The 16,542-nt window shown below is 63.7% G+C and carries 16 protein-coding genes; 8 read left to right on the plus strand and 8 right to left on the minus strand.

Annotated features, from left to right (window positions below; all coding sequences use genetic code 11):
* Both B8784_RS06565 and B8784_RS06570 read left to right on the plus strand, forming a co-directional pair.
* Positions 1-948 carry an aspartate carbamoyltransferase catalytic subunit gene (locus tag B8784_RS06565; RefSeq protein WP_084396801.1) on the plus strand — a complete coding sequence of 316 codons (948 nt, stop codon included), beginning with the start codon at positions 1-3 and terminating at the stop codon, positions 946-948.
* Positions 945-2,213: a dihydroorotase gene (locus B8784_RS06570; RefSeq protein WP_084396802.1), complete on the plus strand. Its 1,269-nt coding sequence runs from the start codon at positions 945-947 to the stop codon at positions 2,211-2,213. The genes B8784_RS06565 and B8784_RS06570 overlap by 4 nt, the downstream gene beginning before the upstream one ends.
* On the opposite strand, the gene B8784_RS06575 is transcribed toward B8784_RS06570, so the two are convergent.
* Positions 2,210-2,827: a TetR/AcrR family transcriptional regulator gene (locus tag B8784_RS06575; RefSeq protein ID WP_158085610.1), complete on the minus strand. Its 618-nt coding sequence runs from the start codon at positions 2,825-2,827 to the stop codon at positions 2,210-2,212. The genes B8784_RS06570 and B8784_RS06575 overlap by 4 nt on opposite strands.
* A 390-nt stretch (positions 2,828-3,217) precedes the next feature.
* On the opposite strand from B8784_RS06575, the gene plsY reads away from it, so the two are divergent.
* The 6 genes from plsY to rsmA all read left to right on the plus strand — a co-directional run bounded on the left by plsY (position 3,218) and on the right by rsmA (position 10,444).
* Positions 3,218-3,832 carry a glycerol-3-phosphate 1-O-acyltransferase PlsY gene (gene plsY / locus B8784_RS06580; protein ID WP_084396889.1) on the plus strand — a complete coding sequence of 205 codons (615 nt, stop codon included), beginning with the start codon at positions 3,218-3,220 and terminating at the stop codon, positions 3,830-3,832.
* Entirely contained in the window at positions 3,829-4,902 is a 1,074-nt protein-coding gene (dprA, locus tag B8784_RS06585; protein WP_084396804.1) for a DNA-processing protein DprA, read from the plus strand. The genes plsY and dprA overlap by 4 nt, the downstream gene beginning before the upstream one ends.
* A 112-nt stretch (positions 4,903-5,014) precedes the next feature.
* Positions 5,015-7,204, plus strand: a complete 2,190-nt coding sequence (locus B8784_RS06590; RefSeq protein ID WP_158085611.1) for an LPS-assembly protein LptD — start codon at positions 5,015-5,017, stop codon at positions 7,202-7,204.
* Positions 7,205-7,333: 129 nt separating this feature from the next.
* The gene (locus B8784_RS06595) at positions 7,334-8,611 is read left to right on the plus strand and encodes a peptidylprolyl isomerase (RefSeq protein WP_143435338.1); all 1,278 of its coding nucleotides are present in this window, start codon (positions 7,334-7,336) and stop codon (positions 8,609-8,611) included.
* A gap of 8 nt (positions 8,612-8,619) precedes the next feature.
* Complete coding sequence (pdxA, locus tag B8784_RS06600; RefSeq protein ID WP_084396806.1) at positions 8,620-9,609, plus strand: 4-hydroxythreonine-4-phosphate dehydrogenase PdxA; 990 nt, start codon at positions 8,620-8,622, stop codon at positions 9,607-9,609.
* Positions 9,602-10,444, plus strand: a complete 843-nt coding sequence (rsmA, locus tag B8784_RS06605) for a 16S rRNA (adenine(1518)-N(6)/adenine(1519)-N(6))-dimethyltransferase RsmA (protein ID WP_084396807.1) — start codon at positions 9,602-9,604, stop codon at positions 10,442-10,444. The genes pdxA and rsmA overlap by 8 nt, the downstream gene beginning before the upstream one ends.
* Here rsmA and gmk read toward each other — a convergent pair whose 3' ends face one another.
* From gmk to fabD, 7 genes are all read right to left on the minus strand, one after another.
* Positions 10,445-11,098, minus strand: a complete 654-nt coding sequence (gmk, locus tag B8784_RS06610; protein ID WP_084396808.1) for a guanylate kinase — start codon at positions 11,096-11,098, stop codon at positions 10,445-10,447. It abuts the gene before it with no gap.
* Positions 11,088-11,981 (minus strand): YicC/YloC family endoribonuclease, encoded by an 894-nt coding sequence (locus B8784_RS06615; RefSeq protein WP_084396809.1) that lies wholly within the window; start codon positions 11,979-11,981, stop codon positions 11,088-11,090. The genes gmk and B8784_RS06615 overlap by 11 nt, the downstream gene beginning before the upstream one ends.
* Positions 11,978-13,012, minus strand: coding sequence for an endolytic transglycosylase MltG (gene mltG / locus B8784_RS06620; RefSeq protein WP_084396810.1), 1,035 nt, complete (start codon positions 13,010-13,012; stop codon positions 11,978-11,980). Before mltG ends, B8784_RS06615 begins: the two co-directional genes overlap by 4 nt.
* Before the next feature lie 55 nt (positions 13,013-13,067).
* On the minus strand, positions 13,068-14,351 hold the full coding sequence (gene fabF, locus B8784_RS06625; RefSeq protein ID WP_084396811.1) for a beta-ketoacyl-ACP synthase II: 1,284 nt from the start codon (positions 14,349-14,351) through the stop codon (positions 13,068-13,070).
* A 12-nt stretch (positions 14,352-14,363) separates the two neighbouring features.
* A complete protein-coding gene (locus B8784_RS06630; protein ID WP_084396812.1) occupies positions 14,364-14,600 on the minus strand; it encodes an acyl carrier protein in 237 nt (78 codons plus the stop codon).
* A 109-nt stretch (positions 14,601-14,709) separates the two neighbouring features.
* Entirely contained in the window at positions 14,710-15,450 is a 741-nt protein-coding gene (gene fabG / locus B8784_RS06635) for a 3-oxoacyl-[acyl-carrier-protein] reductase (protein ID WP_084396813.1), read from the minus strand.
* Positions 15,451-15,500: 50 nt separating this feature from the next.
* The gene (gene fabD, locus B8784_RS06640) at positions 15,501-16,445 is read right to left on the minus strand and encodes an ACP S-malonyltransferase (protein WP_084396814.1); all 945 of its coding nucleotides are present in this window, start codon (positions 16,443-16,445) and stop codon (positions 15,501-15,503) included.
* Between the last annotated feature and the right edge of the window lie 97 nt (positions 16,446-16,542).

The raw sequence follows: 16,542 nt of genomic DNA on the forward strand, positions 1-16,542 counted from the left end.
ATGGCCATTCCGGGCTACAGCTACGAATTCAAGCACACTCACCTGTTGAGCATTGAAGACCTTTCCCGTCTCGACATCGAGCATATTCTTGATCTTGCCGAAGAGTTCGCGGAAGCCACACGGCGCAAGGAGCGGCCCGAGCCGCACCTGAAGAACAACACCGTCATCAACCTCTTCTTCGAAAATTCGACGCGGACCATGTCCAGCTTCGAAATCGCCGCGAAACGCCTCGGCGCCGATGTCGTGACCATGCCGGTCGCCCAGTCCTCGGTGAAGAAGGGCGAGACGCTGATCGATACGGCGATGACGCTCAACGCCATGGCGCCGGATGCCATTGTCATCCGGCATTCGGCCTCAGGCGGGGTGAAGCTCTTGTCCCGCAAGGTCGACTGCGCCGTGATCAATGCCGGCGACGGGACACACCAGCACCCGACCCAAGGCCTGCTCGACACCCTCACCATTCGCCGCGCCAAGGGCCGCATCGAAGGCCTCAAGGTCACGATCTGCGGTGACATCCTGCATTCGCGCGTCGCCCGCTCGACCACCATGGCGCTGCACATGCTGGGCGCGGAGGTCACCCTTTGCGGGCCGGCCACGTTGATGCCGAAAGGCACCGACACCTGGGGCGCAGCCCGTGCCCTCAATGATTTCGACACGGCCATCGACGGCGCCGACGTGGTGATGATGCTGCGACTGCAGCTCGAACGCATGAATGGTGCCTACCTGCCGAGCCAGCGCGAATATTTCCGCAGCTTCGGGCTCACCGCCGAACGGCTGAAACGCGCCGCCAGTGACGCCACCATCATGCACCCCGGCCCGATGAATCGCGGCGTCGAGATCGAGAGCGCCATTGCCGATGGCGACCAGTCCGTCATCACCGAACAGGTCGAGATGGGGGTCGCGGTCCGCGAAGCTGTCCTCAAACTCCTTTCGGGGAGGCGCACATGAAAACCCTGATCCGCAATGCCCGCCTGCTCTGCCCGGCCAATGGCTGGGACGAGGAAGGCGCTCTTCTGGTCGAAGACGGCGTCATCGCTGAAATCGGCAAGGTCTCCGGCAAGGCCGACGAGACCATCGACGCTGACGGCCTCTGCCTCGCGCCGGGCCTGATCGACCTCCGGGTCAAGATCGGCGAACCGGGCGCCGAGCAGAAGGAAACGCTGGCCACAGCCTCGCGCGCAGCCGTTTCGGGCGGTGTGACCAGCATGGTCGTCATGCCTGACACCAATCCGGTCATCGACGATGTGGCGCTGGTCCAGTTCATCGCCAATCGCGGGCGGGAAACCTCGGATGTGCGTATCTACCCTGCCGGGGCCCTGACCAAGGGGCTGAAGGGCGAGGCCATGGCCGAGATCGGCCTGATGTCGGATTCGGGCGCGGTCTTCTTCACAAATGGCGACCTGCCTGTTGCAGACCCCTCCGTCCTGCGCCGGACCATGGGTTATGCCGCCAGCTGTGGTGCGCTCGTCGCCAGCCGGGCAGACGAGCATTCGCTGGGCAAGAACGGCGTCATGAATGCCGGCGCGCTTGCGGCCCGGATGGGCCTGTCCGGCCTGCCCAGAGAAGCTGAATGGATCGGCCTCGCCCGGGACCTGCTGATCGCGGAAGCCACGAAGTGCCCGCTGATCATCGACCAGATCTCGACGGCACGAAGCATGGAGATGATCAAGGCAGCCCGCACGCGCGGCGTGAAAGCGTATGCCAGCGTCGCCGCCCATCACCTCTTCTTCAATGATCTCGATGTCGGGGACTATCTGACCTACTGCAAGGTCAATCCGCCCTTCCGCGCCGAGGAAGACCGCCAGGCCCTGATCGAAGCGCTGGCGCATGGCGATATCGATGCCGTCGTCTCGGCCCATGACCCGCAACCGCCCGAGGAGAAGCGCCTACCCTTCGCCGAAGCGAGCTTCGGGGCCGCCGGTCTTGAGACGGTGCTCTCGGCGCTGCTGGTTCTGGTGCAGGATGAGCGGCTTTCCATGCTGGATGCCCTCAGGCCCGTGACCACAAGCCCGGCCGATATCATTGGCCTGCCGCAGGGCCGGCTGGCCGAAGGCGCGCCAGCCGACCTCATCCTGTTCGATCCGGAAAAGCCATGGCTCTGTGAACGCGAGCACCTGCGCTCGCGCTCGGTGAACTCGCCCTTTGACGGGCGGCGCATGGTCGGACAGGTCATGCAGACCTTTGTCGGCGGCAAGAACGTCTTCGCGCGCTAGAGCGGGCTTTCGAGCACACTCAGCAGACGGGCCTGAAAGGCTTCTGGCGAGACCTCGACGCCGCGCGTCAGCACATCGATCTCGGTGCCCCGGCAGATCGCGATCAACAGCTCAGCGGCCGCGCGGGCATCGCCAATACCCTGACCTTCAAGCACTGCGGAAATCCGGGCTGGTAAAAGGCCCGCCCAACCGGCCACGTCATCCCGAAGGCCGTCATCGCGCTGGGCATGGGTGATCATCTCATATTCGATCCGGGCCAGTTCGGCAGCGTCCGGTGACAGCGTCGTGAGCGTCGCCAGGAAACGCGTAACGTCCTCAAGCGAGGTGAGTGGGCGCGCGTCAAGCGCGCCCTCGAGGCCGATTTCATAGTCCTCGATATACAGACCGAACGCCTGACGGATGAGGTCTTCGCGGGTCTCGAAATGATAGGTCACGGTGCCTGGTGACACTCCTGCCGCCTCGGCGGCCATCCGGTGGGTCAGCCGGTCGGCGCCATGGCGAGCGATGAGATCAATGGCCGCGCGAAGCACATTTTCGCGCGCCGTCCCCTGCCCGTGTGGCCCCTCAACATCCATGCCCGTACAATGATACGAAATCGCCTGGGCTGCAATCATATGCTTCTGACAGGCGACTCGCCGAAGGCAGAGACAGGCCTTCAGCCCGGCTCCACTTCCACCTCGTATGATCATACGAACGCCGCTGTCCGGCGAAACCTGCCGGAGCCTCACCGGGCAAAGAACAACCCTTGATTAATGAGTATGGCGATCTGTCTATTTCGCGTGACACGCGAACAAGATCGACTGATCTGCAATGATCTCGGGTATGCCGTCCGACCATCAGCTGCGGGCACAATACGTCGTTCATTTGTACAGACCTTTGCCCGAACCGCATTCTTGCACCAGAAATTGCACGCCGACCTGTGCCCCGCCTGCTTGACCGCCCTGCCAATCGAATGGACAAGAGTCGCAACAATGTCCGGGGAGAAAAGGCCGGGGGCTGAGCCGATGACCTATCTACCATTCGCCATTGCCGCGCTTGGCGGCTATCTCATGGGGTCGATCCCGTTCGGCCTGATCATCACGCGCGCCGCCGGACTGGGCGACATTCGCCAGATCGGCTCGGGCAATATCGGCGCGACGAATGTCCTTCGCACCGGGCGCAAGGATCTCGCCCTTCTCACCCTGCTGCTCGACAGCTTCAAGGCCGGGCTGGCCGTGCTCATCTTCTGGCTGGTTTTTGGCAACCGCAATGTCGGCCTCATTGCCGGGGCCGTCGCCTTTCTCGGCCATTGCTATCCTGTCTGGCTCGGCTTCAAGGGCGGCAAGGGCGTGGCGACCTATGCGGGGCTCCTGGTCTTCGCCTCACCGAAAGGGCTCCTGATCGGCGCGCCTGTCTGGCTCGGCCTGTTCGCATTGACCCGCATTTCCTCGCTGGCCGCGCTCGCAGCGGCTGCTCTGGTTCCCATTGGCGCCTTCCTGCTTGGCGAAACGGTCTTCGCCACGATCACCCTTGCCGCACTCAGCCTGCTCGTCTTCTGGACGCACCGGGCCAATCTCGCCCGTCTCCTGAAAGGGACCGAGCCGAAATTCGGCAAGAAGAAAACACCGGACGCGGGATGATCGCGCCAGCAGACGATGCCGCGCGGACTAACTGGATCGCGCTTGCCCGCGCGCCGCGCATCGGCCCGGTCAGCTTCTTCCAGCTCCTGGCGAGGTTCGGAACGCCAGGCGAAGCCATAAAGGCCATGCCCTCCATCGACGCAGACCGGGAGGCCGCCGCGCGCGAGCTGGACGCCACGCGCCAATTCGGTGCCGAGATCCTGGTCGCGGCGGATCCTGACTATCCCCTCGCGCTGGGCGAGCTTTCGCCTCCGCCACCCGTCCTGTCGGTCACCGGCCAGCAGGCGCTTTTTACCCGGCCGGCCATCGCCCTTGTCGGAGTACGCGATGCCTCTGCTGCCGGGCGCCGGCTGACCCGAGACATCGCACGCGGTCTGGGCGAAAGCGGCTTTGTCACCGTCTCCGGCCTCGCCCGCGGCATCGATGGCGAAGCACATGCCGCCAGCCTCGAGACCGGCACCATCGCCGTGCTTGCCGGCGGGGTGGATCAGATCTACCCGCCACAACACCGCGACCTGTATGAGGCCATCCGTGAGCAGGGCCTGATCGTCTCGGAACGCCGGCTTGGCCACAGGGCCACGGCCAAGGACTTCCCCCGCCGCAACCGGATCATCACGGGGCTGGCCATCGGCACCGTCGTCATCGAGGCCGCCGAACGCTCCGGCTCGCTGATCTCCGCGCGCATGGCCGGCGAGCAGGGCCGCGAAGTCATGGCCGTGCCCGGTTCCCCCCTCGACCCGCGCTCGGCCGGAACGAATCGGCTCATCCGAAACGGTGCTCTCCTTGTGCGCCATGCTGGCGATATTGCGGAAGCCGTCTCCTACCAGCTCGGCCCGGAGGGGGTACGCCTGCAGCCAACCCTGCCGCTGGAGCCATCAGAAACCGGCCAGCCGGTGCCGGAAGGCCTGGCGGCCCGCATCTTCGAAGCGCTTTCGCCCACGCCCATGCCAATCGCGGAAATCGCCCGCACCAGTCAGTGTACGGCGCGTCAGTGCGCGGCCATCCTGATGGAGCTCGAGATCGAGGGAACCGCGCTGACCCATGCAGGCGGGCTTGCCTCGCGCGCCTGACCCGAAGACCACAGGTGCAGTGAATTCCCTGCAAGGAACAGCCGCAATGTCTGGACGGGCTAAGCCGTGCCGCTTATGCGGAACCTCTAGAGTAAATGGAATGGGAGGGCGCATGGCCGTCTGGAAAAGTGCTTTTGCCGCTCTGGTCCTCGGCGCGCTCTGCCAGCCCGCCCTTGCGCAGGATTCCGGCACCGGCACCAGCGACAAGCAAGCCTCGCAGGTCACCCTGACGGCCGACAATGTGAACGTCCTTCAGGACGACAACCTCGTCATCGCCGAAGGCAATGTGAAAGCCGAGCATGAAGGCCGCGTGATGACGGCTGACAAGCTGACCTATAACCGCGCCACAGGAAAGGTACGCGCCGAAGGCAATGTCGTCATCGTCGACCCGGACGGCACGCAGCGCTTCGCCGACGAGATGGAGACCAATGCGGATCTCGCGACCGGCTATGCCTCGGACTTCTCGATGCGAATGGCGGATGGGTCGACGGCATCGGCCAATCTGGTGCAGCGCGAGAGCGAGACGCGCAGCCGGCTCGACCGCGTCGTCTACACCTCATGTCAGATCTGCGAAGGCGAAACCACGCCGACCTGGTCAATCCGAGCGCGCAAGGCCGTCTTCGATGATGATGAGGGGATGTATACCTATCGCGATGCGGTCTTCGAGGTTGCGGGAATTCCCGTCCTTTATCTCCCCTGGTTCGCCCACCCGGACCCGGACGCCGAGCGGCGCTCCGGCTTCATGGTCCCGATGGTCGGCAGCTCATCCAAGACCGGTGTGATCTATCAACAGCCCTACTACTGGGCGATCTCGCCCTATCAGGACCTGACCATCTCGCCGCGCGTCAATTCCAAGGTCAATCCGCTGCTCGAACTCGATTACCGCAAGCGGTTCTATTCCGGGCAGGTGAACTTCAATATGAGTTTCACCAATGAGCGGGACTTTGACAGCGACGGCGAAAAGTTCGGCGACAAGGAATGGCGCGGCCACCTGTTCGGTCAGGGCCGGTTCGCCATCAACAAGCAATGGCAATGGGGCTTCGGCGTGGAGAAGGCGACCGATGACCTCTACACCAAGCGCTATGACATTGACGGCGAAAACGAACAGCGCGGGCTCTATACCAACCAGCCGCGCTTCCTGCTGTCGCAGGTCTACACGCAAGGCCAGGCGAACAACTGGTACGCCGATGCTTCCGTCCTGACGTTCGACAGCCTGCGCTTCGACGACACGCGGGAAGACAATATCGCCGACGTGCTGCCGATCGGCTTTGCCGAACGCAGCTTTGATCTCGGCGGCTATGGTTTCGCCCGGGCCAATGCCTCAACGGCTTTCCTGGACAGGGCCACGGGCACCGACAGTCAACGCGCCTCCTTCGGGGCCGACTGGTCGGTTCAGAAGGTCCTGCCCGGCGGCTTCCTGGCCGAGCCTTTCGCCGAGACCCGGTACGACCACTACGAACTCGATGACTACCCTTCGACAGGTCAGGGCAACTCCGTCGACCGCGCCTTCGCGACCGGCGGCGTGAAACTGTCCTATCCGCTCTACCGGCCCGGCAAGTCGGTCGACCTGCTCGTCGAACCGATCGTGATGGGTGCGATCGGCACCAACAGCCCGAATCAGGACGACATTCCGGTCGAGGACGGCCTCTTCTACGAGCTTGACGTCTCTTCCCTGTTCGAAGCGAACGCCCAGGTCGGCTACGACCTCTATGAAGGCGACAACAAGGTCGCCGCCGGCATCTCCACCGTGGCGCGCTGGAAATCCGGCGTTCAGATTTCCGCCCTCGCCGGCCGGCGCTGGCGCAGCCGCAGCGACCCGAATTTCGACAAGGCTAGTAATCTGAATGGCACCTCCAGCGACTGGATCGGGGCCTTCGGCGTCGATTTCGGCGGGCCTTTGAAACTCAAGACCAAGGTTCGCCTCGACGAGGACAGCATGGAATTGAGCCGGATCGACACCAGCATCGACCTCAATTTCAACCGGGTGCGTGCCAGCGCGCAGTACTACCAGATCGACGCCGCCGTTTCGCAGTCCAATGCCCGCCAGGAAGGCATCCTGCTGAACTCGGAAGTGAAGGTGACCGACAACTACTTCCTGATCTATGGCCTGCGGCGCGACATGGAAGGCAAGCGTGATATTCGCCACGAGATCGGGGTCGGCTACACCGACGACTGTTCGCGCTTCGAACTGATTTTCCAGCGGTCCGAACAGGTCGACCGGACGCTCGGGCCATCGGATTCCATCCTCTTCCGCTTTACCCTCGCCTCCTTGGGCAATCTGGGCACCGACACCTTCGATTAGGCCTGAGGATTAAACCACGGACACACAGGCGCCCGACTGGATTCAAGACGTTGCGTCGCGTTCCCGTCACGCTATGGTTCGCCACAATTTCAGCGACTTGTCGTGCCAAAACGGCAAGCGGAGGTTCGTATGATGAGATTTGCTCTGGCCGCTTTCGCATTCGCCGCGTCAGCCCCTGCCCTGCCCGCACTGGCTCAGGCGCAGACCCAAAGCCCGTCGCCGAGCGTGACGCCTGGCGAGAATGCCCAGACCATTGAAGGCATTCTCGCTATCGTTAACGACCAGCCGATTTCCTATAGCGACGTGCGTGAGCGCGCGAGCCTGCTGCTCCTGACGCTCGGCGTCGAACAACCGAACCAGCAGCAGATCCAGCAGATCACCTCGCAGGCCCTCGACGAACTCATCGATGAGAAGCTGCAGCTGCAGGAAGCCGCCGAATACGAGGTCGAGGTGACGGAGGAAGACGTCGCCAACGCCGTCAGCGACATGGCGCGCCAGTCCGGTCTCGACCGGGACGGTCTGATGGGCGTGCTGCGCCAGTCCGGCGTCGATCCGCAAAGTCTCGAAGCCCAGATGCGCGCCGAGATCGCCTGGCGCCGCATCATGGGCGGCCTTTACGGGTCGCGGATCCGGATCTCGGAAAACCAGATCGACGAGCGCCTCGCCCAGCTCACCGCCGCCGCTCAGGAAACCCGCTACAATCTCAGCGAGATCTTCCTCTACACCGCCAATGAGCAGGAAAAACAGCAGGCGCTGGATGGGGCCCAGACGATCATCGACCAGCTGAATGCCGGCGCGCCTTTCAGCGTCGCCGCCCAACGCTTCTCCTCCGCGCCGACATCGGCAGCAGGCGGTGAAATGGGGCTTGTCAGCCTGGACGATGTGGACCCGGCTGTGGCCGAGGCCGTGCGGAATATGGATGAGCCGGGCCTGACCGATCCGATCGTTGTCGAGGACGGCATCTATATCATCGCCTTCCGTGGCAAGCAGGACCCGGCTGAAACCGTCGAGGTCGTCGACCTTGTCCGGCTGGCCGTCGAAAATGGCTCGGAAGATGACCTGATCGCCGCGAACGCCGCAGCCGATGGCTGCGAAGGCGCTGTGGAACTGGCCGAAAACGACCCGAACCTGACCGCGACCAATCTCGACGATGTACGGCTCAGCGATCTCGGTCCGGAAGCCCAGACCATGATCAACAACACCGAGGTCGGCCAGGCCACGGATATCTTCGCCATGTCCGGCTCGATCGGCGTTATGTATCTCTGCAATCGCAGCGACGATGGCAGCAACCTGCCGTCGCGCGAGGAAGTCGAGGACCAGCTTTATGGCCGCGAGCTCGCCATGATCTCGCGCCGCGAGCTGCGCGACCTGCGCCGTGAGGCCACCATCATCCAGCGGGGAAGCTGATCAACACCATGCGCCCCCTCGCCCTGACAATGGGGGATCCCGCCGGCTGCGGGCCACAGATCACCGAGGCAGCCTGGGCTGCCCTGCGCGACACGCAGGACACGCCCTTCTATGTCATTGCCGATCCGTCCCTGTTCGATGGCCCGGTCGAGACAATCTCGTCACCTGAAAAGGCCGCCGGTGTCTTCTCAAGCGCGCTGCCGGTGCTTCCCGTGAAAGCCCGCCTGCCCGATATCGAGACCGGCACACCCGATGCCGGCGCGGCGGCCGCGATCCTCGAAAGCATCGAACAGGCGGTCCGCCATACCCTGGCCGGAGAAGCGGCCGGCGTCGTCACCAATCCGATCTCGAAAGCGGTGCTTTATTCTGCCGGCTTTGCGCATCCCGGCCATACCGAATTCCTGGCAGACCTCTGCGAGGAGGCGACCGGCACACCCTCTCCACCGGTGATGATGCTGGTCGGTGGCGGCTTGCGCGTCTCTCTGGCGACCATCCACGTCCCGCTGATGAAGGTGCCGCGCTATCTGACCCCCGATCATCTGGCGCAGACGGCGCGCACGACCGAAGCCGCCCTCAAGCGGGACTTCGGCATCGACACACCCCGGCTCGCCTTTACCGGCGTGAACCCGCATGCCGGCGAGAGCGGCACAATCGGGTCGGAAGAGCGCGACATCATCAATCCGCTGGCGGCCAAGCTGCGCGCGGACGGGCTGGACATCTCCGACGCCCGGCCCGGCGACACGGTCTTTACCGAAATGCTGGACGGGCGTTTCGATGCGGTCATCGCCATGACACACGATCAGGGGCTCATCCCTGTGAAGGTGCTGGACTTCTGGGGTGGAGTGAACACGACACTCGGCCTGCCCATCATCCGCACCAGCCCCGACCATGGCACCGCCTATGACGCGGCCCGCGAGCAGAAGGCACGGCCCGACAGTCTTGTCAGCGCGATCAAGCTTGCGGCCGGCATGGCCGCCAACCGGCAATCCCATGGCTGAGAACGGCGCCGATCCCGAGCTGACGAAAGGCCGTGCCCGCAAGGCCCTCGGCCAGCACTTCCTGCACGATCCCGACATCCTGCGCCGCACAGCGCTTGCTGCCGGGCCAGTGGAGGGGCGCACCGTCATTGAGGTCGGCCCCGGCCCCGGCGGCCTGACGCGCGCGCTGCTGCGCGAAGGCGTCGACAAGCTCATCGCCGTGGAGGCCGATCCCCGCTTTGCCTCCGCGCTGGAAGACTGGCCCGAAGCCGCAACCGGACGGCTGACCGTGCACCAGGGCGATGCCCGCAAGGTGAACTGGCCGGAGCTGATCGCGACGGCTGGCGGCACTACGCCGGCCATGATCATCGCCAACCTGCCCTATAATGTCGGCACCCCCCTCGCCGTCGACTGGCTGAAGGCCGGCGACTGGCGTGGCGAGATGGCCCTGATGTTCCAGAAGGAAGTCGCCGAGCGCCTCGCCGCCGGGCCGGGCAGCCCGCATTATGGCCGCCTTGCGGTGCTCGCTCATGCCGTCACCAATCCGCACATCGCCTTCACCCTTCCGCCCGGCGCCTTCAAACCGCCGCCAAAGGTCGACAGCGCCGTGGCCGTGCTGGTGCCCCTGCAGCCGGAACAGCGCTTCGACGATCTTGCCACGCTGGAGAAAGTCGCGGCCGCGGCCTTCGGCCAACGCCGCAAGATGCTGCGCGCCGCCCTCAAGCCGCTGGCGAAGACGAAGGGCCTCGACGCCATCGCCTGGCTGGAAAGCTGCGGCATCGATCCGACGGCACGGGCTGAGACGCTGACGCAGGATGAATTCAGGAAATTGGCGACAGCCTTCGCTGAAGCCTGATCACGCTTCACCCATCAATTCCCGGACATGATCTTCCAGGCTGAGCTGGCGCAGGCGCTTCAGCCGCTCGACCAGCAGGATGCGTTTGAGGCGCTGATAGGCGACGTCAAGATCATCATTGACGATGGCATAGTCATAGCGCCGCCAGTGGCGCATTTCCGCCTTGGCGTCGCGCATACGGCGTTCGACGATCTCGTCGGTCGATCCAGGCCGGGCCGCGAGGCGCGACTTGAGCGATTCGATGCTCGGCGGCAGGACAAAGACAGACACCACATCGCGCGGCATCTGGTCATGCAGCGCATCGGCGCCCTGCCAGTCGACATCGAACAGGACATCCTTGCCGGCTTCCAGCATGGCCACCGTGTCGGCCCGCGGGGTGCCGTAGAGATGATCGAAGACGCGCGCCCATTCGAGGAATTCGCGCCGCCGGATCATGCCGCGAAACTCATCCTCGGTCTTGAAGTGATAATCGACGCCGTCGGTCTCACCGGGCCGTGGCGGACGCGTCGTCACCGAGATCGACAGGGCAATATCGTCGAACTCTTCCATCAGCTTGCGCGCAAGCGTCGTCTTGCCCGCTCCCGACGGCGAGGAAATGACAAGCATCAGCCCACGGCGATCGCCCTGGTCCTTGGGGTGTCCGCTATTCGACATTGGCGGCCTGCTCCTTGACCTGATCTACCAGCCCTTTGAGCGCGAGTCCCTCATTCGTCAAATCGAGGCTGGCCGATTTGGAGCAGAGGGTATTGGCCTCGCGATTGAATTCCTGGGCGAGGAAATCGAGCTTGCGCCCGATCGTGCCACCTTGCGCCAGCAGGTCGCGGCCCGACGCGATATGGGCGGTCAGCCGGTCGAGTTCCTCGCGGACATCCGCCTTGGCCGCCGACAGCGCCACCTCGGCGGCCAGCCGGTCGGCATCGACACTGCGGTCAGCCTCGATCTCGGAGAGCTGTTTTTCCAGCCGCGCCTTGATCAGCCCCGGCTGGTCGCCAGCCAACGCTGTCGCGCGTGTAACCGCCGCAGCCATGTCATCGAGATGGGCCTTCAGCAGGCCCGCCAGCGCGTCGCCTTCGGCGTTACGCGCCTCCGCCAGCTGCACCAGAAGCGCATCCCCGGCCGCCTTCAGCATGGCGACAGTGTCCTTGTCGGCGGCAATATCTCGGGTCGACTGACTGCCTGTCTCGACCACACCCTTGACGGTCATCAGCGTGGCGAGCGTGTCGCCTTCGGACACGGGCCGCGTCGACACCGCCTCATAGGCGCGCACGAGAGACTGCAGCGCATCCTCATTGACGCTGAGGGTCTCGGAGCCGCTGCCCAGCTCGATGCGCAGATTGAGCTGCAGGTTGCCCCGCGCAAAGTATTTCTTGGCCGCCTGCTTCATGTGCTGGTCCAGCGCCTCGAAACCCGACGGCACATTCACGCGCAGATCGAGCGAGCGGCCATTGACGCTTTTGGCTTCCCAGGCCCAGCTACCCCAGTCGGCTTCCCCGGCGACGCGGGCAAAGCCCGTCATGGACGAGACCTTCGCGGTCAATTGCTGCGCTCCCGCGCAATCTCTTCGCGCTCATATTTGCGATAGGCGGCAACGTTGCGGTTATGCTCGGCCAGCGTCTCGGCAAAGAGATGCCCGCCCTTCCCGTCGGCGACGAAGAAAACATAGTCGGTCTCCGGCGGATTGAGCACGGCCTTGATCGCCTCCCGGCCGGGATTGCAGATCGGCGTCCTGGGCAGGCCGTCGATCTGGTAGGTATTCCAGTCTGTCACCTTGTCGAGCTCCGAGCGGTAGAGGGTGCGGCGCACCTGTTTGCCGTTGATCTTGCGGTAAAGCGGCTCGCCCCTGGACACACCATAGATCACGGTCGGGTCACTTTCGAGCCGCATGCCACGCTTGAGGCGCTCCGTGAAGAGGCCTGCGACGAGATCACGCTCACCGGCAATGCCGGTTTCCTTCTCGACGATGGACGCCAGAATCACGGCCTCTTCCGGCGTGTCGACCGGCAAGCCGTCCTTGCGCTGCTCCCAGATCCTGTCGAGCAGTTCGTCCTGTTCGCGCTCCATCCGCTCGATGATGTCGCTGCGGCTCGTGCCGCTGGAGAAGAGATAGGTGTCCGGCAGGAGCGTGCCCTCGGCGATCTCGCGCTCGGGCATATCGCCCTCAAGCTCGGCGTCGGCGGCGACAATACGCAGGATCTGCGCCGTCGTCAGGCCCTCGGGGACGGTGATGCGATATTCGATGACGTCGCCGGAAACGAGCTTGTCGAGGATCTCGGCAACGCTGGCGCGCGGCGGAATGGCATATTCACCGACCTTGATCGCGGCTTCCTCGCCTTCCAGCCGGGCATGGGCCCTTAGCGCGCGGGCATTACGGATCAGCCCTTCCTCTTCCAGTCGCCGGGCCACGCTGCCCAGATGCTCACCGGACTTCACCTCGAAGACGGCTTCCTGCGCCATCGGCCCGGGCTTGGCGACTTCGCTGCGCAGCCACAGCCAGCCAGCGCCCACCGCAGCCGCACCAAGCACGGCAACGATGAAACCAAGAACGAAGATGGCCTTCAGGAAACGCATGGGTCCGACTCGATCTGACTCGCCCCACTTTGCCCCAGTGTCGCCGGCAACGGAACTAGTCGACCTGTTTAAGGATCAGACAGGCATTCGTCCCGCCAAAACCGAAGCTGTTCGACATCGCGGCACGCACCTGTCCTTTCTTGGACTTGTGCGGGATGAGGTCGATCGGGGTCTCGACGCTCGGATTGTCGAGATTGAGCGTCGGCGGCATCACCTGGTCGCGGATCGCCAGCGCACAGAAGGCGCCTTCGATCGCACCGGCAGCGCCCAGCAGGTGGCCAACGGCCGACTTGGTGGACGACAGCGACAAATTCTTCGCATGGTCGCCGAACAGGCGTTCCACCGCGCCGATCTCGCCTTCGTCGCCTTTCGGCGTCGAGGTGCCGTGGGTGTTGACGTAGTCGATATCGGTGACGTCGAGACCGGAATGGCCAAGCGCCATCTTCATGGCCCGGTAGCCGCCTTCGGAGCCTTCGGCCGGGGCGGTGATGTGATAGGCATCGCCCGTCAGGCCATAGCCGGCAACCTCGGCATAGATCTTCGCGCCGCGAGCCTTGGCGTGCTCATACTCCTCGAGCATGAGGATGGCCGCGCCTTCGCCCATGACGAAGCCGTCCCGATCCTTGTCATAAGGACGCGACGCCTTTTCCGGAGTGTCGTTGAAGCCTGTCGACATCGCCTTGGCTGAACAGAAACCGGCAATGCCGATCTCGCAGATCACAGCTTCAGAGCCGCCGGCCAGCATCATGTCGGCATCGCCATACTGGATCAGCCGGGCCGAGTCGCCAATGGCGTGCGCGCCGGTGGCGCATGCGGTCACGACGGAATGGTTGGGGCCCTTGAACCCATGGCGGATCGAGACCTGGCCGGAGGCAAGGTTGATCAGGGCCGAAGGGATGAAGAAGGGGCTGACTTTCCGCGCCCCTTTTTCATAAAGGGTGATGGATGTCTCGTAGATGGACTGAAGGCCACCAATGCCGGAGCCGATCAGCACACCGGTGCGTTCACGGTCCTCATCGGTTTCCGGCTTCCAGCCGGAGTCAGCCACAGCCTCATCAGACGCCGCCAGAGCATAGAGGATGAACTCATCGATCCGCCGGCGTTCCTTGGCACTGGCCGCCGTATCCGGATCGAAGGCATACGGATCCTCGGCACTGCCGCCGCCCCGCCCGTCATTCCACGGAACCTGGCAGGCGATCTTGCAGGGCACATCCTTGGTGTCGAACAGATCAATCGGTCCGGCTCCGGACTGCCCGGCAAGCAGCCGTTCCCATGTCGGCTCGCAGCCATTGGCGAGCGGGGAGACCATGCCGATCCCGGTTATGACAACGCGGCGCATCAGCTTACCTCTTTAGGAGACGTGGGCCTTGATGTGGGTGACGGCGTCACCAACGGTGCGGATATTTTCCTGCACGTCGTCGGGGATTTCGATGTTGAACTCTTCCTCGAAGGCCATGACCAGCTCAACCAGGTCCAGCGAGTCAGCACCGAGATCGTCGATGAAGCTCGCCGATTCCGTTACCTTGTCTTCTTCAACATCGAGATTCTCGACAACGATCTTTTTAACACGCTCGAAAACGTCAGACATGGAAACCTCTCTCATAATGTCTGATGGAAAGACCGATCCGGTCTTGGAATGCCCGTTAGCACGAAGATTAATGCAACGCCAAGGGCTGTGACTGTTCGGCAAAGTGCCATCAAATCATTGCCATACCGCCATTCACATGCAGCGTCTGCCCCGTGACATAGGCTGCCTCGTCCGATGCAAGGTACACACAAGCGGAGGCAATGTCGCTCCCCTGACCGAGTTTTCCTGCCGGAATCTGGCCTAGCAGCGCCTCTTTCTGCGCCTCGGGAAGCACATCCGTCATGGGCGATTCGATAAAGCCGGGCGCCACGCAATTGGCCGTGATGCCCCGGCTTGCGACTTCCTGGGCTAGCGATTTGGTGAAGCCGATCATGCCGGCCTTGGAGGCGCAATAGTTCGCCTGGCCGGGATTGCCGGTCACGCCGACAATGGACGTGATGCCGATGATGCGGCCATGGCGCCGCTTCATCATGCCCCGCACGACCGACTTGGTGAGCCGGTAATAGGAACCGAGATTGACGTTCAGGACATCGTCCCAGTCATCCGGCTTCATCTGCATCAGCAGCTTGTCGCGGGTTATGCCGGCATTGGCGACGACAATGTCGAGCGGGCTGCCGATGGCGTCTTCTGCGCGCGAGACCAGGCTGTCGACGGAGTCTGTGTCCGACAGGTTCGCCGTCACAACGGCGCCTTGACCCGGCAGGTTGCCTTTGACTTCGTTCAGGACGCTTTCCCGCGTGCCCGAAAGGGCCACCTTGGCGCCGGCTTCCGAAAGGGCTTTCGCAATCGCGCTTCCAATGCCGCCGGAGGCCCCGGTGACCAGCGCTGTGCGGCCTGTCAGATCAAACATGAATTCCCGTCCTTCTCCCGGAGACTTTTTCTTTCTGCCCCGTTGTCGCCTTAGCCGAGGCGTTCTGCAACCGATTCGACGTCATCAGGCAGGCCCAATGTCAGTCCCTCGACGGCTTTCACGGTGCGCCGGTTCATCACACTGAGCACTTTTCCGGCACCTGCCTCGACGAAAAGCTCGACGCCCTGAGCGGCCATGTATTCGACGCTTTCACGCCAGCGCACCTGGCCGGTGACCTGCTCGACCAGCTGCTGACGGATGGAAACCGGGTCGGTCGTGATGTGGGCGGTGACATTGGCCACCAGCGGCACAGTCGGCGCCTTGATCTCGATGCCGCCAAGCGCCTTCATCATCTCGTCGGCCGCCGGCTGCATCAGCGAGCAGTGGAACGGCGCGCTGACCGGCAGCATCATCGCCTTCTTCACACCAACCTCGCCAACCTTCGAGGCGGCAAGCTCCACAGCTTCGCGCGAGCCGGAAATCACGATCTGGCCCGGCGCATTGTCATTGGCGATCTCGCAGACCCCGCCCTCGGAGGCTCCGATGGCGCACAGCGACTGCGCCTGCTCCGGGTCAGCCCCCAAAAGCGCGGCCATTGCGCCCTGGCCGGCCGGCACAGCCGCCTGCATGGCATTGCCCCGGATGCGCAGGATGCGCGCAGCATCGGCCAGCGAAATCGAGCCGGCGGCAGCCAGCGCGGAATATTCGCCCAGCGAGTGGCCGGCCACGAAGGCGGCCTTGGCCGGCGCGACGCCTTTTGCTTCCAGCGCGCGCATGGCCGCCACGCTCACCGTCATCAGGGCCGGCTGGGTATTGGAGGTCAGCTTCAGCGTATCCTCATCGCCCGACCACATCAGCTCCGACAGCTTCTGGCCAAGCGCCTCGTCGACTTCCTCGAAAACGGCTTTTGCTTCGGGATAGGCGTCCGCCAATTCCTTGCCCATGCCGATGAACTGGCTTCCCTGCCCCGGAAAGATGAACGCGAACTTGGTCATGGCATCCTGCCCTTTTGCATTTCGGAATCAGTTTTTTTAGCTGGCGCAGGGCCTATCCGGCTGCGCGCAGGCGCGCAAGAGCGGTTGATTCTTTCGC

The sequence above is a fragment of the Henriciella aquimarina genome (assembly GCF_002088975.1).
GTDB lineage: Bacteria > Pseudomonadota > Alphaproteobacteria > Caulobacterales > Hyphomonadaceae > Henriciella > Henriciella aquimarina.

Bases quoted from the DNA above. Each gene is read 5' to 3' on its own strand.
- fabD (WP_084396814.1), bottom strand. From the start codon at position 16,445: ATGACCAAGTTCGCGTTCATCTTTCCGGGGCAGGGAAGCCAGTTCATC.
- B8784_RS06575 (WP_158085610.1), bottom strand. From the start codon at position 2,827: ATGATTGCAGCCCAGGCGATTTCGTATCATTGTACGGGCATGGATGTT.
- plsY (WP_084396889.1), top strand. From the start codon at position 3,218: ATGACCTATCTACCATTCGCCATTGCCGCGCTTGGCGGCTATCTCATG.
- rsmA (WP_084396807.1), top strand. From the start codon at position 9,602: ATGGCTGAGAACGGCGCCGATCCCGAGCTGACGAAAGGCCGTGCCCGC.
- pdxA (WP_084396806.1), top strand. From the start codon at position 8,620: ATGCGCCCCCTCGCCCTGACAATGGGGGATCCCGCCGGCTGCGGGCCA.
- B8784_RS06595 (WP_143435338.1), top strand. From the start codon at position 7,334: ATGATGAGATTTGCTCTGGCCGCTTTCGCATTCGCCGCGTCAGCCCCT.
- B8784_RS06590 (WP_158085611.1), top strand. From the start codon at position 5,015: ATGGCCGTCTGGAAAAGTGCTTTTGCCGCTCTGGTCCTCGGCGCGCTC.
- B8784_RS06565 (WP_084396801.1), top strand. From the start codon at position 1: ATGGCCATTCCGGGCTACAGCTACGAATTCAAGCACACTCACCTGTTG.
- B8784_RS06630 (WP_084396812.1), bottom strand. From the start codon at position 14,600: ATGTCTGACGTTTTCGAGCGTGTTAAAAAGATCGTTGTCGAGAATCTC.
- fabG (WP_084396813.1), bottom strand. From the start codon at position 15,450: ATGTTTGATCTGACAGGCCGCACAGCGCTGGTCACCGGGGCCTCCGGC.
- dprA (WP_084396804.1), top strand. From the start codon at position 3,829: ATGATCGCGCCAGCAGACGATGCCGCGCGGACTAACTGGATCGCGCTT.
- mltG (WP_084396810.1), bottom strand. From the start codon at position 13,012: ATGCGTTTCCTGAAGGCCATCTTCGTTCTTGGTTTCATCGTTGCCGTG.
- B8784_RS06570 (WP_084396802.1), top strand. From the start codon at position 945: ATGAAAACCCTGATCCGCAATGCCCGCCTGCTCTGCCCGGCCAATGGC.
- gmk (WP_084396808.1), bottom strand. From the start codon at position 11,098: ATGTCGAATAGCGGACACCCCAAGGACCAGGGCGATCGCCGTGGGCTG.
- fabF (WP_084396811.1), bottom strand. From the start codon at position 14,351: ATGCGCCGCGTTGTCATAACCGGGATCGGCATGGTCTCCCCGCTCGCC.